This is a genomic window from Streptomyces sp. NPDC048389 (assembly GCF_040706335.1).
Classification (GTDB): domain Bacteria; phylum Actinomycetota; class Actinomycetes; order Streptomycetales; family Streptomycetaceae; genus Streptomyces.
This window is the reverse complement of sequence record NZ_JBEZKP010000015.1, coordinates 91,701-104,169: the sequence shown is the minus strand read 5'-3', so window position 1 is coordinate 104,169 and position 12,469 is coordinate 91,701. Positions and strand designations below refer to the sequence as shown.

Here is a 12,469-nt window from a genome sequence, read left to right as displayed (position 1 = left end):
AGGAACCGTCATGACCAACCCGGCCGTTCACACCCCGGACACCGACGCACGGGAGGCGCCGGTCCTGCTGTTGGTCGGCAGCGGGTACCGCCCCTACCGCGAGTACATCCTGGCCGCGGTCTCGCAGCACTACCGGCTGTGGCTCCTGGACTCGGCCGACGCGACCTGGCAGCTGCGGTACTGCGCGGGCGCCACCCGCGTCGACACCCGGAACGCGGAGGCGGTGCGCGAGGCGGCCCTCGACGTCGTCCGCTCCCTGCCGGTCGTGGGCGTCTTCACCTACGACGAGACGCAGGTCGTGTTCTGCGCGCGGCTCGCGCAGGACCTCGGCCTGCCGGGCAGCCCGCCCGAGACCATCGCCAGTTGCCGGGACAAGGCGGCCACCCGTGCCGCCCTGACCGCCGCCGGCGTGCCCCAGCCCGCCTCCCTCACCGTCCAGAGCGCCGAGGAGGCCCTCGCCGCGGCGGAGAAGATCGGCTACCCGGTCATCGTCAAGGCGCGTGCCATGGCCGCCAGTTTCGGCGTCGTCCGCGCGGACGGCCCCGCGGACATCGCCGCCGCCTTCGCCGCCGCCGACGGCGCCGACTTCATGAACCTGCCGCGCTACCCGGCGAACGTGCTGGTCGAGGAGTTCCTGACCGGCCCGGAGATCAGCGTCGACGCGGTCATCCACGATGGCGAGGTCACCCCCACGGTCATCGCCCACAAGCGGCTCGGCCTCGAACCGTACTTCGAGGAGACGGGCCACGACGTCGACGCGCGAGATCCGCTGTTCGAGGACGAGGAACTGCTCGGCCAGCTCCGCGACATCCACCGCGCCCTCGGCTTCGTCCACGGCGCCACCCACTCCGAGTTCAAGCTGACCCCCGCCGGCCCCCGCCTGGTCGAGGTCAACGCCCGGCTCGGCGGCGACCTCATCCCCTACCTCGGCCTGCTCGCCACCGGCGTCGACCCCACGGTCGCCGCGGCCCACGCCGCTGCCGGGCGCGCCGCCGACCTCACCCCGAAACAGCGCAAGGCCGCGGCCGTCAGGTTCCTGCTGCCCGAGGGGCACTGCCGGACCGTGGAGGTCGTCGTCCACGAGGGCCGGTTCGGGCCGACGATCCACGAGACCGGCATCACCGCCGAGCCGGGGGACGAACTGGACCTCCCGCCTGCCGCGTTCCTCACCCGCTACGCCCATGTCGTCGCCGTGGGAGACGACATGGCCCATGTCCAGGACGACCTCCGGGAGCCCGAGCGTCTGGTGGAACTCCGTGCCGACGCACTGACCGACTGAATCCGCCGACGCGCCGCGGCGGAGCGACCGATCCGCCGGATCCGGCGGCGAGAACAGGACCCCCAGATGACCAGTGTTTCCGAGCACGTCGGCAGCGCTCCGGCGCCGCTGGCGGCGGCGCCCGGCGGTGTCCGGCTGGACCCCGTCGGGCTGCACGCCTCGGTGACCGACCCGTGCCTGACGGCGATGACCCTGCTCAACGACATCGCCGGCCGCCACCCGGACGCCGTCTCCTTCGCCGCCGGCCGCCCCTACGAGGGCTTCTACGAGGTCGCCGCCCTCGGCGACTACCTGAACGCCTTCGAGCGGCACCTGGTGGACGAACTCGGCCAGAGCCCGGAGGACGTCCGCCGGACCTTCTTCCAGTACGGCCGCACCAAGGGGTTCATCCACCATCTGATCACCCGTCATCTCGCCGATGACGAACGGATGACCGTGGACCCCGAGTCCGTGCTCGTCACCACCGGCTGCCAGGAGGCGATGGTCCTGGTGCTCCGGGCGCTGCGCCGCGACGAGCGCGACGTGGTCCTCGCCGCGTACCCCTCGTACGTCGGTTTCCTCGGCGCGACCCGGCTCGTCGACATGCCGGTGCGGCCGGTCGCGGAAGGGCCCGGCGGCATCGACCTCGCCGACTTGGAGGAGCAGATCCGCCGCGCACGGGCCGAGGGGCTGCGCCCGCGAGCCTGCTACGTGGTCCCGGACTTCGCCAACCCCAGTGGCGTCAGCGTCCCGGAGGCCGACCGCCACCGGCTCCTCGAGCTGGCGGAACGGGAGGACATCCTCCTGCTGGAGGACAACCCGTACTCGATGTTCCACGGCGGCGAGGGCCGGCTGCCCACTCTGAAGTCCCTGGACACCGGGCACCGCGTCGTCTACTTCGGGTCCTTCGCGAAGACCGCCTTCGCCGGGGCGCGGGTGGGGTACGTGGTGGCCGACCAGCCGATGGCCGACGGCGGTCTGTTCGCGGACGAACTCGCCAAGCTCAAGAGCATGCTCACGCTCAACACCTCCACCGTCGCCCAGGCGGTCGTGGGCGGCTTCCTGCTGAAGCACGGCTGCAGCGTGGAGCGCGCCACCGTGCGGGAGGCCCAGGTCTACCGCGACAACCTGCGCGCTGTACTCACCGGCCTCGAACAGCGCTTCGGCGCCGACGGTCCGCTGCGCGGATCCGGCGTCTCGTGGAACGTCCCGGCGGGCGGCATGTTCGTCGTCGTCACCCTGCCCTTCCGCGCGGACGACGCCCTGCTCGCACGCTCCGCCGAACGCTTCGGAGTCCTCTGGACACCGATGTACCACTTCTACGCGGGGGACGGCGGATCGCACCAGATCCGGCTCTCCTTCAGCGCCCTGTCGGCCGAGCGGATCGACGTGGGGATCGGCCGGCTGGCCGCACTCGTCGCCGACCGCGTCTGACCCGGCGCGCGCCCCTGGCCGACCTGCCACTGGCCGCCACACTGGAGAAGACAACGTGGAATTGACAACGCACGGATCCGCCCTGCCCGACGCCGGGAGAACACACCGCGGAGGCACGGCGTGACCGCCACCGCGACGGGTCCCGAGACCCGGACGGAGCCGGGGCAGGACGGCAAGCTCCGGCGCGAACTCGGCTACTGGAGCCTGACGGGTGTGGCCTTCGGTGGCATCATCGGCTCGGGCTGGCTCTTCGGTTCGTACTACGGCGCCCAGGCCGCCGGCCCCGCGGCCGTGATCTCCTGGTTGATCGGCGGTGCCGCGCTGACCCTGGTCGCCCTGGTCCTCATCGAGCTGGGCGCCGGCTCGCCCGAGGCGGGCGGCATGGTGCGGTGGCCGCTCCTCGCGAACGGGCCGCTCGCCGGCACCCTCATCGGCTGGACCGTGCTCCTCGCGGTCGCCAGCACGATGGCCGCCCAGGCATCCGCCATCGTGCAGTACACGAACCGCTACCTGCCGGGCATGTACGAGGGCGAGGCGCTGACCACCCGCGGCCGGTTCGCGGGCGCGGCGCTCCTGCTGCTGCTCGTCGTCCTGAACTGGTTCGGGGTCAGGCTCTTCGCCCGGCTCAACCTGCTGGTCACCGTCGTCAAGGTGCTCGTGCCGGTGCTCACGATCGTGGCGCTGCTGCTGTCGAGCTTCCACCCCGGCAACGTCTCCGCGGGCGGCGGCTTCGCCCCCTACGGGTGGACGGCCTCGCTGACCGCGATCGCGAGCGCGGGCATCGTCTACGCTATCGACGGCTTCGCCTCCCCGATCGAGCTGTCCGCCGAGGCGAAGAACCCCCGGCGGGACATCCCCCGCGCGGTGCTCACCGCCATCGGGCTCTCGGTCCTCCTGCACGTCCTGCTCCAGCTGACCTTCATCTTCGCCGTCCCGACCGAGAGCCTCGCCGAAGGCTGGCGCGGGCTGAACTTCGCGTCCCCGTTCGGCGAGCTGGCCCTGCTGCTCAACCTCAGCTGGCTGGCCGCGGTCATCTACGCCGACGCCGTGTTCTCGCCCGGCGGCTCGACGTACGTGACGGTGGCTGCCGGCAGCCGGGAGACCTACGCGGTGGCCAAGAACGAGGCGCTGCCGCGGCGGTTCTCCGTGGTGTCGGAGCGCGCGGGCGTCCCGCGGAACGCCATGGCCCTCAACTTCGTCCTGAGCGTCGTCATTCTGCTGCCGTCCAGCGGCTGGCACGACATCATCACCGTCGTCGGCGCCCTGGCCCTGCTGACCTACGCGCTGTGCTCCGTGGCGGCGGGCGCTTTCCGGGAGGCCGCCCCCGAGCGGCTGGCGGGCTGGGTCCGGGGCCTCGGCTGGATTGCCCCGGCCGGCTTCGTGGTCGCCTCCGAACTCGTCCACTGGTCCGCGTGGGAGAACCTGCGGATCGCGCTGCCCGAACTGCTGGCCGCCGTGGTTCTGTTCGCCGTGCTGCGCCGCCGCGACCTCGACCTCCGCACCGAACTGCGGACCGGTGCCTGGCTCCTCGGCTACCTCGCATGGCTGCTGATCCTCTCCGGCCTCGGAAGCTTCGGCGGTGCGAACGTGATCCCGGCGCCCTGGGACACGGTCGCGGTAGCCCTGTGCGCCCTGGCCACCTACCGGTGGGGCGTTCGCTCGGGCGCGGCATACCTGCGCCGTTGACGGCCCGCGCGCGACTGTGGTCTCCCCGGTTCGCGATGCTCGGGAGCGGAACGGCGTGAGCATCGAAGCGCTCGCCGGTGCTGCCGACCTGTCCGCTTGCATGGTCATCGGTACTGAGCACGGCAAACGGAATTCGTCACTGATTACCACCTGGCCCTGGCGCAGGGTTTGGGCGCGCGCCTGGGGTGCCTGAGCGAATCCGCGGCGGCCCGGCGGGAACCCGAGCTGTGAGTCCACGTCGCCTCGCGCTCGTACCCGATCCGTATCCCGGTGAGTCTCTGCTGAGCTGGGGGACGCGCTCGCGCGGCTCAAACAGGTTTCCCGGACTGATGCGCTGCGCATGGCGGGCCTGATCAGCTCAAGCACGGTGTCGGCCGTGTTCGGCCACCGCGTCAGTGACTCGGTCGTGCGTGCGGTGAGCCAGAGCACCGGGGTGACGGGGCAGCGGCTGCGGAGCATGACGCTCGCCCACTACGCGGGCAGTGCGCTGGAGCCGCTGCCGTCGGACGACGCGGAGGAGTACGGGGCCTGGGCCGCGTGGCGGTACCGGCAGCGGACCGTGCTGCCCAAGCACTCCAACGCCTGTCCGTCGTGTCTGCGGGAGAACGGCGGTCGCTGGCTCCTGAAATGGCGGCTCGTCTGGTCGTTCGCGTGCGTACGGCACCAGAGGACCTGATCTCGACGATCCCGGCCGGGAGCGTGTTCGCGTTCCTGGCCGAGCATCGCGAGGTGCTGTTCCCGCCGGGGATGTTCGCGGACATGCACCCCTCGTCCAACGGCCGTCCGAGTCTGCCGCCGCGGGTGCTGGCCGCGACCGTGGCGAAGGGCGCCCGTTGGCTTCGGCGCTCACTCGACCCGCGCGCCCCGGTCCGTCTTGCCCCGACTGCATATGGTCATGCAGAGTTCTTGTTGACTGAATAAGCGGGCCGGGACGAGGGGGATGGCATGAGCGACAGCCCTGCCGCACGACTGCAGCAGCTGTTCGAGGGGCATCGGCTCACGCCCACCCAGCGCCGTATCGCCCACTGCATGGTCCGCCGCGCCGCGGACGTGCCGTTCCTGTCCAGCGTGGAACTCGCCGAACTCGCCGGGGTCAGCCAGCCGTCCGTCACCCGCTTCGCCGTCGCGCTCGGTTTCGACGGCTACCCCGCGCTGAGAAAGCACCTGCGCGAGGTCGTCCCGCCGGAGGCACCCGAGGGCGGCGACACGTACAACGAGTACCAGCAGGCGGTGCAGGCCGAGATCGAGAATCTGCGGCACCTGGCCGAACTGCTCGCGCAGCCGGCGTCCGTCGAGCGGGCCGGGCGGCTGCTGGCGGCGTCCCGGCCGCTGCCGGTACTGGGGCTGCGGGCCGCGTCGTCGCAGGCGCGGGGGTTCGCCTACTTCGCGGCCAAGGTGCACTCGGACGTACGGCTCCTCGACGAGGGCGGCTCGATGCTCTCCGACCGGATCGACGCGGCACGGCGGGCCGGGGCGAGCGCGCTGCTGTGCTTCGCCCTGCCGCGCCACCCGAAGGAAGTCGTGGACGCCCTGGCCTACGCGCAATCGGCCGGTCTGACGGTGGTGACGGTCGCAGACTCGGCGTTCGCGCCGGTGGCCGCCCACAGCGATCTGCTGATCCCGGCTGCCGTCGGCACCGGTCTGGCCTTCGACACGGCCTGCGCGCCGATGCTGCTCGGGCGGGTCCTGCTGGAGGCGATGTGCGACGGCCTGCCGGACGCACAGGCCCGGCTGGAGGACTTCGACGCACAGGCGGCGGAGCGCGGCCTCTTCGCCGAGTGAGGGCGGGCCTGTGGCTCAAGGCCGGGTGGCTGGGCCGCCGCGAGCGCGCGGACGAGACGCCGCTGTGGATGCGTGCCGACCGCATGGCCGACGGCGCGGTCGGCAAGCCGCTCAAGGAGTTCCGTAACGACAGGGGTCGCCGCCGGTGACGCCGCGCCCTGAGGGGCGCGGCGCCGGGGCTGAGGCGGGGCCGGATCAGACCTCCAGCTCGGCCTCGATCTTCTTCAGCTGGTGGCGGGCCATCGCCAGGTTCGCGCGCTCCTTGTCCAGCGCCAGATACAGGAAGAGGCCGTTCGCTCCGCGGCTCTTCATCAGGCGGATCAGGTGGTACTGCGAGCCGAGGGTGATCAGGATGTCCTCGATCTCGTCCTTGAGGCCCAGGTGCTCCATGGTGCGGACCTTGGCGCGGACCACGTCGGTGTTCCCGGCGGCGGCGACGGTCAGGTCGAGGTCCTTGCCACCGCCTATCGTGCCCAGCGCCATGCCGCTGGTGTAGTCGACGAGGGCGGCGCCGATGGCGCCCTCGATGGTGGTTGCTTCCTTGAGTGCGGTCTCGGTGTTGGCCATGGCAGGCGCACGTTCCTTCCGTCGGTCGGTTGTCGTTCTCGCGGTGGTTGCGGTGCGGGGGGTCGTGGCGCGGCCGGTTGTGGCGCGGGGGGTTCCGGTGCGGTTTCGCGCGGGGGGATCCGCGGGGGCGGCGGCCCTCCCGTCACACCTCCAGCGGTCGTTCGAGGGCCGCGTCCACCAGCGCCCCGACGCGGGTGGAGGCGCGGCGGGCCTCGAGATGCAGCCGGCCCACGTTGACGCGGGGCTCGGCCAGTACGGTGAGCACGGCCGACGAGCCGGCCGCGTAGGTGGCGACGTAGCCCGCTTCGCCACGGACGAGCAGCTCCTTGAAGCCGCCCTGCCCGGTGGCCTCGGTCAGCCGCTGCGCGACTCCCAGCGCGGCCGCGGTGAGCGCGGCGACGCTCTCGGCCTCCGCGGTGTCCGTCGCCAGTACCAGGCCGTCGACGCTCGCGGCGAGCACGCCGGTCAGCTGCGGCACGCGGGCGCGCAGCCGTCGGATTTCACCGAGCACCTCGGTCTCGGCCGTCATGAGCTGTCTCCTCTCGGCACGCTGCCTCAAAGCGCGCCTCATGACGGTGTGCGCAGGGCCCGGTGGGTCGTGCGGTGTGTCACAGGCTTGCCTCCAGAGCGTCGCGGAGTCGGCGTAACAGGGCGATGTCCGGGTCGGCGGTCAATCCGTCGATCCGGTCGGGCAGTGGGGCCGGGGTGGGCACGGAGAGGGAAGCGGGTGTCTCGACGAGCCCCGCGGCTGCCATCCGCCGTACCTCGACCAGGGTGTTGAAGGCGGGCCGGCCGGCGGCCCGGGCGATTGCCGAGGGGGTGCGCACACCGTCGGCGAGTTCCAGCAGCGCCCGTTGTCTGCGGGTGGCGCACGCGCCGTGGCCGCGGGGACGGCACCGCAGGGGCGCGGTGTCCACCTCGGGGTGCGGCCACACGGAGTCGAGCAGACCCTGCCGCCTGCGCGCCTCCCGGACGACCGCGGCGGCGGGTACGGGACGCACCGTGCCGATCCAGTGCGCGACGCCGTAGCGGAAACGGGTCGGCCCGCTGCCGGGGGCCAGCGCGAAGAACGCCGCGTCGTGGAGGGCGCCGAGGTGGCAGATCTCCATCGCGCCGCCGGTCACCCGGCCGCTCTCCACGAGGAAGCGCGCCACCTCGCGGCGTGCGCCGGCCTGTGCGACCGCCTCCTGCCACCCTTCGGGTTCCAGGTGGCCGCCGACGGTCAGCAGGACGTCGAGACCCGGCGCGGCCGGGCTCTCGGCGTGCACGACCTCGCCGTCGGCGAGGTAGAGGGCGCCGTGGTCACGGATCAGGACCCCGGTGGCCCGCTCCTCCGCCAGCCGTACGAGCATGGGGGAGACGGCCCTGGCAGCCGCCGTCATCCGAGGACCAGCCGCTCTGCGAGGTCCGCGAGGCGCAGCCGGGCGAGCGCCAGATTGCCGGTGTCCCGGTCGAGCCACAGATGAAGGAACACACTGCTGTCGAACGTGGTCTCCACGAACCGCATCACGTGGTAGCCGGTGCGGGTGGTGACGATCAGGTCCTCGACGGGTAACCCTTTGGCTCCGCCGGGCTCGTGGGTCTCGTGGGTCTCGTCGGGCGCGAACGACGGGTACTCGGCGGCCATTCTCGCGAGTTCGGCCGTCTCGGCCGCGGTCGCCTCGTGGTCGCCGCCGGGCGTCTCCCCGACGGTGCCGAGGGCGAGTCCGCTGGTCCAGTCCACGATGGAGGCTCCCCGGGCCCCCGGCACCACCATGGCTTGCAGCAGACACTCGTCGATTCCGGGCACGCGGACTCCCCTCCCCGTCTCGGTGTGCCGCGCACCAACGCGGCAGTGACGGAGAGGTTACGCAAAGTGGCGCCTGTGGGAGGGGGTTTTGGCATTTTCCAAAGGAACATGCGCGCGCCCCGATAAGGTCCGCGCCCTGACAGGGTGCGAACCGCCTTTCGGCGCGGCCGTGTCCGCCTGCCGCGGTGGTCGTCGGAAGGCGGGCCTCCGGTCAGGTGCCGCGGCGTTCGGCGGCGGCGGCGACGTCGTCCAGATCGCGGGCGATCGCCTTGCGCACCGCCCTGGCGCCCGGCCCGCCGAGGAGCTTGGCGAGCACTCCCCTGAAGCCGCCGGGCGACTCGGCACCGAAGGTGAGCCGGACGGTCGTCGCCTCCGGTCCCGCCGCCAGCAGCCTGAACTCGGAGACGTAGTGCGTGCCGTGCGAATCGGCTTCCACCACATAGCGCTCGGGTGGCTCGCAGGCGGTCACGTACATCTCCTCCGTGGCCTCCTTGCCGAGCATCCGCCGGGTCTCGCGCCATCGGGTGCCCACGTCGAAGCCGCCGCTCGTGAGCACCTCGACCTTCTCCACGCCGCTGAGCACGCGCTCCCAGCTCTGGATGTCGGTCAGGGCGTGCCACACGGCTCCGGGCCCTGCCAGGATCAGACGCTCGACGACGACGGTGCTGTTGGCCATGGGTCCATGGAACCACCGCCCTGTGACAATCGCGCCCACTGCGCCGGCGGGTCGGCCGACGCCGCTGTACCAGCCTGTCGCGACCGCGCCCACTGCGCCGGCGGGTCAGTCGAGCAGGGCGTCCCGTTCCGCGCCGCCGGACTCCGCGACGATCTCCTCGACGCTCTGGGCCGCCCGCACGGTGGCGAACCGCACCCCGCCGCCGGGCGCCGTGGTGAAGCCGTGCACGGCGGTCCTCGGCAGGCTGTTGTAGCCGTAGTGGCTGGAGAAGTAGTACGCACCGGTGTCGAGTGCGGCGACGACGTCGCCCGCATCCAGCCGCGGCAGTGGCCGTCGCTCCGCGAGCAGGTCGCCGGCGAAACACGCCGGGCCCGCGATGTCCTGCTCGACCGCCGGCCCCGTCCTGGGGCGGCCCTTGGCGTCGTACGCGGCGATGCGCAGCGGCCACGACAGCGGGTCGTAGACGGTACGAGTGGCGACCTGGACGCCCGCGTGGGTGACCGCGATCGGTCTGGACCCGGCGGACTTGGCGTACTCGACCCGGGCGAGGACCGTGCCGTGTTTGGCGACCAGGGAGCGGCCGAACTCGGTGACCAGTCCGTATCTGCCGTCGAACAGTCCGGGGACGCGTTCCTTCAGCAGGCCGGCGTACTCGGCGAAGGCGGGTGTGTGGTCGTCCGAGCCGAAGTTGACCGGCAGGCCGCCGCCGATGTCGACGGTGTCGATCTGCTGCCGGCCCGCCGCCGCGTTGATCTCCTCCGCGAGGTCGTACACCGCGAGGACGCCCTGTGCCATCCGGGTCAGCGGCATGCCCTGGGAGCCGGAGTGGGTGTGCAGCCGGGTCAGCCGGGGGCGGTCGAGGAAGGCGCGTACGACCTGGTCCCTGGCGCCCTCGTCGCACAGGGCGACGCCGAACTTCGAGGTTGGGGTGGCCGTCGAGAGGGCTCCGATCGAGCCGCCACCGACCTGCGGGTTCACCCGCAGGCCCAGTGGCGAGGCGGACGGCGCCGCGGCGAGCAGCGCGTCGATGCGGGCGATCTCCTGCCAGTTGTCCGCGTTGACGGCGACGCCGAGACCGAGGGCCTCCCGCAGCTCGGCGGCGGTCTTGGCGGGGGAGTCGACCACGATCCGGTCCGGCGGCAGCCCTGCGGCCCGCGCCAGGGCCAGCTCCCCCGGGCTCGCGACCTCCGCGCCCATGCCCTCCGCCCGCAGCAGCGCGAGGACGGGCACCAGGGGGGCGGCCTTGACGGCGAAGGCGTGCAGCACGGGTGCATCGGTGACGGCGGCGAAGGCGGCGTGCAGTTCGGCCACGGACGAGCGGATACCGGCCACGTCGAGCAGTGCGGTGACGGGCTGTTCCTCGGTGAGAAGTCCCTGTTCCACGGCCGCTCGTACGGCCAGGTTCCGGCGGTCGACAGTCATGCCGGCCAGCCAATCACCCGGCGGGTCGCGCCGCAGCTGTTGACTACGACTATTCAGAAGGCGAGTATGTGAATAGAAAATCGACACATTCTCGCGTGGAGGCATCGCCATGTCAGTCCCGCCCGTCTCCCACCGCCACCCTCGGCCGAGGCCCTCCGGGCCGTCCCCTGGTCCCCGCCCCGTACGGTCACCGCGCGGCAGCGGGCTGAGCACCCTGGGGTGGCAGCAGGAAGCCGCCCTGCGGATGCTGCAGAACAACCTCGACCCCGAGGTCGCCGAGCATCCCGACAAGCTCGTCGTCTACGGCGGCACCGGCAAGGCGGCCCGCGACTGGCGCTCCTTCGACGCGATGGTCCGCACCCTGCGGACCCTCAAGCAGGACGAGACGATGCTCGTCCAGTCCGGCCGCCCGGTCGGCGTCATGCAGACCCACGAGTGGGCGCCGCGCGTCCTCATCGCCAACTCCAACCTCGTAGGCGACTGGGCGAACTGGGAGGAGTTCCGCCGCCTGGAACAGCTGGGGCTGACCATGTACGGGCAGATGACCGCCGGGTCCTGGATCTACATCGGCACGCAGGGCATCCTCCAGGGCACGTACGAGACGTTCGCCGCCGTCGCCGCCAAGAAGTTCGGCGGCACCCTTGCCGGGACCATCACGCTGACCGCCGGTCTCGGCGGCATGGGCGGCGCGCAGCCGCTCGCCGTCACCATGAACGACGGCGTCGTCATCTGCGTCGACTGCGACCCGCGCGCCATCGAGCGGCGCATCGAGCACCGCTACCTGGACGTGCGAGCCGACTCCCTCGAGCACGCGCTGTCCCTTGCCGTCGAGGCCCGGGACGCGCGCCGCCCCCTCTCCATCGGCCTGCTCGGCAACGCCGCGGAGCTGCTGCCCCGCATGCTCGCAGAGGGCGCGCCCATCGACATCGTGACCGACCAGACCTCGGCCCACGACCCGCTGGCCTATCTGCCGGTCGGCGTCGACTTCGACGACATGGCGTCCTGCGCGGCGAAGGACCCGGCCGGCTTCACCACCCGCGCCCGGGAGTCGATGGCCCGGCACGTCGAGGCCATGGTCGGCTTCATGGACGCCGGCGCCGAGGTCTTCGACTACGGCAACTCGATCCGCGGCGAGGCACAACTGGCCGGTTACGGCCGGGCCTTCGACTTCCCCGGCTTCGTCCCGGCGTACATCAGGCCGCTGTTCTGCGAGGGCAAGGGCCCCTTCCGCTGGGCGGCCCTGTCCGGAGAGGCGTCGGACATCGCGAAGACGGACAGGGCGATCCTCGACCTCTTCCCCGAGGCCGAGTCCATTCACAACGCGTCCCTGCACCGCTGGATCAAGATGGCCGGTGAGCGGGTCCACTTCCAGGGCCTGCCCGCGCGTATCTGCTGGCTCGGCTACGGCGAGCGCGACCGCGCAGGCGAACGCTTCAACGACATGGTGGCGAGCGGCGAGCTGGCGGCACCGCTGGCGATCGGCCGCGACCACCTCGACTGCGGTTCCGTGGCCTCGCCGTACCGCGAGACCGAGTCGATGCTCGACGGCTCCGACGCGATCGCGGACTGGCCGCTGCTGAACGCGATGGTGAACGTCGCGTCCGGCGCGTCCTGGGTCTCCCTCCACCACGGCGGCGGCGTCGGCATGGGCCGCTCCATCCACGCGGGCCAGGTGTCCGTGGCGGACGGAACGAAGCTCGCCGGCGAGAAGATCCGCCGGGTGCTGACCAACGACCCCGGGATGGGTGTCATCCGGCACGTCGACGCCGGATACGAGGCCGCCGACGCGGTGGCCTCGGAGCGCGGGGTCCGCATCCCCATGCGAGAGGGTGACGACGCGTGAGTGACTCCTCCG

At 72.1% G+C, this 12,469-nt stretch carries 13 protein-coding genes and 1 pseudogene; 8 read left to right on the top strand and 6 right to left on the bottom strand.

Annotated features, from left to right (window positions below):
- Positions 1-10: 10 nt before the first annotated feature.
- The 7 genes and pseudogenes from AB0903_RS14115 to AB0903_RS14085 all read left to right on the top strand — a co-directional run bounded on the left by AB0903_RS14115 (position 11) and on the right by AB0903_RS14085 (position 6,309).
- Positions 11-1,279, top strand: a complete 1,269-nt coding sequence (locus tag AB0903_RS14115) for an ATP-grasp domain-containing protein (RefSeq protein ID WP_366702403.1) — start codon at positions 11-13, stop codon at positions 1,277-1,279.
- Positions 1,280-1,345: 66 nt separating this feature from the next.
- A complete protein-coding gene (locus AB0903_RS14110) occupies positions 1,346-2,692 on the top strand; it encodes a PLP-dependent aminotransferase family protein (RefSeq protein ID WP_366702401.1) in 1,347 nt (448 codons plus the stop codon).
- A gap of 120 nt (positions 2,693-2,812) precedes the next feature.
- Positions 2,813-4,378 carry an APC family permease gene (locus tag AB0903_RS14105; RefSeq protein ID WP_366702399.1) on the top strand — a complete coding sequence of 522 codons (1,566 nt, stop codon included), beginning with the start codon at positions 2,813-2,815 and terminating at the stop codon, positions 4,376-4,378.
- Positions 4,379-4,664: 286 nt separating this feature from the next.
- Positions 4,665-5,054, top strand: coding sequence for a TniQ family protein (locus tag AB0903_RS14100; protein WP_366702455.1), 390 nt, complete (start codon positions 4,665-4,667; stop codon positions 5,052-5,054).
- Positions 5,006-5,197: pseudogene (locus AB0903_RS14095) on the top strand (hypothetical protein); the annotation flags it as partial. The gene AB0903_RS14100 and the pseudogene AB0903_RS14095, both read left to right, overlap by 49 nt.
- A 126-nt stretch (positions 5,198-5,323) precedes the next feature.
- Complete coding sequence (locus AB0903_RS14090; protein ID WP_366702397.1) at positions 5,324-6,160, top strand: MurR/RpiR family transcriptional regulator; 837 nt, start codon at positions 5,324-5,326, stop codon at positions 6,158-6,160.
- Positions 6,157-6,309: a hypothetical protein gene (locus AB0903_RS14085; protein WP_366702395.1), complete on the top strand. Its 153-nt coding sequence runs from the start codon at positions 6,157-6,159 to the stop codon at positions 6,307-6,309. Before AB0903_RS14090 ends, AB0903_RS14085 begins: the two co-directional genes overlap by 4 nt.
- A 46-nt stretch (positions 6,310-6,355) precedes the next feature.
- Here the strand turns inward: AB0903_RS14085 and AB0903_RS14080 are convergent, their stop codons facing one another.
- The 6 genes from AB0903_RS14080 to AB0903_RS14055 all read right to left on the bottom strand — a co-directional run bounded on the left by AB0903_RS14080 (position 6,356) and on the right by AB0903_RS14055 (position 10,614).
- Positions 6,356-6,727, bottom strand: coding sequence for a hypothetical protein (locus tag AB0903_RS14080; RefSeq protein WP_366702393.1), 372 nt, complete (start codon positions 6,725-6,727; stop codon positions 6,356-6,358).
- A gap of 142 nt (positions 6,728-6,869) precedes the next feature.
- Entirely contained in the window at positions 6,870-7,256 is a 387-nt protein-coding gene (locus tag AB0903_RS14075; RefSeq protein ID WP_366702391.1) for a roadblock/LC7 domain-containing protein, read from the bottom strand.
- A 79-nt stretch (positions 7,257-7,335) separates the two neighbouring features.
- Entirely contained in the window at positions 7,336-8,109 is a 774-nt protein-coding gene (locus AB0903_RS14070; protein ID WP_366702389.1) for a transcriptional regulator, read from the bottom strand.
- Positions 8,106-8,516 (bottom strand): hypothetical protein, encoded by a 411-nt coding sequence (locus tag AB0903_RS14065; RefSeq protein ID WP_366702387.1) that lies wholly within the window; start codon positions 8,514-8,516, stop codon positions 8,106-8,108. Before AB0903_RS14065 ends, AB0903_RS14070 begins: the two co-directional genes overlap by 4 nt.
- A gap of 211 nt (positions 8,517-8,727) precedes the next feature.
- Entirely contained in the window at positions 8,728-9,192 is a 465-nt protein-coding gene (locus AB0903_RS14060; protein ID WP_366702385.1) for an SRPBCC family protein, read from the bottom strand.
- Positions 9,193-9,297: 105 nt separating this feature from the next.
- Positions 9,298-10,614, bottom strand: coding sequence for a diaminopimelate decarboxylase (locus tag AB0903_RS14055; protein ID WP_366702384.1), 1,317 nt, complete (start codon positions 10,612-10,614; stop codon positions 9,298-9,300).
- Between the two features lie 109 nt (positions 10,615-10,723).
- On the opposite strand from AB0903_RS14055, the gene hutU reads away from it, so the two are divergent.
- Positions 10,724-12,457, top strand: coding sequence for a urocanate hydratase (hutU, locus tag AB0903_RS14050; protein ID WP_366702382.1), 1,734 nt, complete (start codon positions 10,724-10,726; stop codon positions 12,455-12,457).
- Positions 12,458-12,469 lie beyond the last annotated feature (12 nt).

Coding starts and splice junctions, on each gene's coding strand:
- AB0903_RS14060 (WP_366702385.1), bottom strand. CDS start 9,192: ATGGCCAACAGCACCGTCGTCGTCGAGCGTCTGATCCTGGCAGGGCCC.
- AB0903_RS14110 (WP_366702401.1), top strand. CDS start 1,346: ATGACCAGTGTTTCCGAGCACGTCGGCAGCGCTCCGGCGCCGCTGGCG.
- AB0903_RS14055 (WP_366702384.1), bottom strand. CDS start 10,614: ATGACTGTCGACCGCCGGAACCTGGCCGTACGAGCGGCCGTGGAACAG.
- AB0903_RS14090 (WP_366702397.1), top strand. CDS start 5,324: ATGAGCGACAGCCCTGCCGCACGACTGCAGCAGCTGTTCGAGGGGCAT.
- AB0903_RS14075 (WP_366702391.1), bottom strand. CDS start 7,256: ATGACGGCCGAGACCGAGGTGCTCGGTGAAATCCGACGGCTGCGCGCC.
- hutU (WP_366702382.1), top strand. CDS start 10,724: ATGTCAGTCCCGCCCGTCTCCCACCGCCACCCTCGGCCGAGGCCCTCC.
- AB0903_RS14070 (WP_366702389.1), bottom strand. CDS start 8,109: ATGACGGCGGCTGCCAGGGCCGTCTCCCCCATGCTCGTACGGCTGGCG.
- AB0903_RS14115 (WP_366702403.1), top strand. CDS start 11: ATGACCAACCCGGCCGTTCACACCCCGGACACCGACGCACGGGAGGCG.
- AB0903_RS14080 (WP_366702393.1), bottom strand. CDS start 6,727: ATGGCCAACACCGAGACCGCACTCAAGGAAGCAACCACCATCGAGGGC.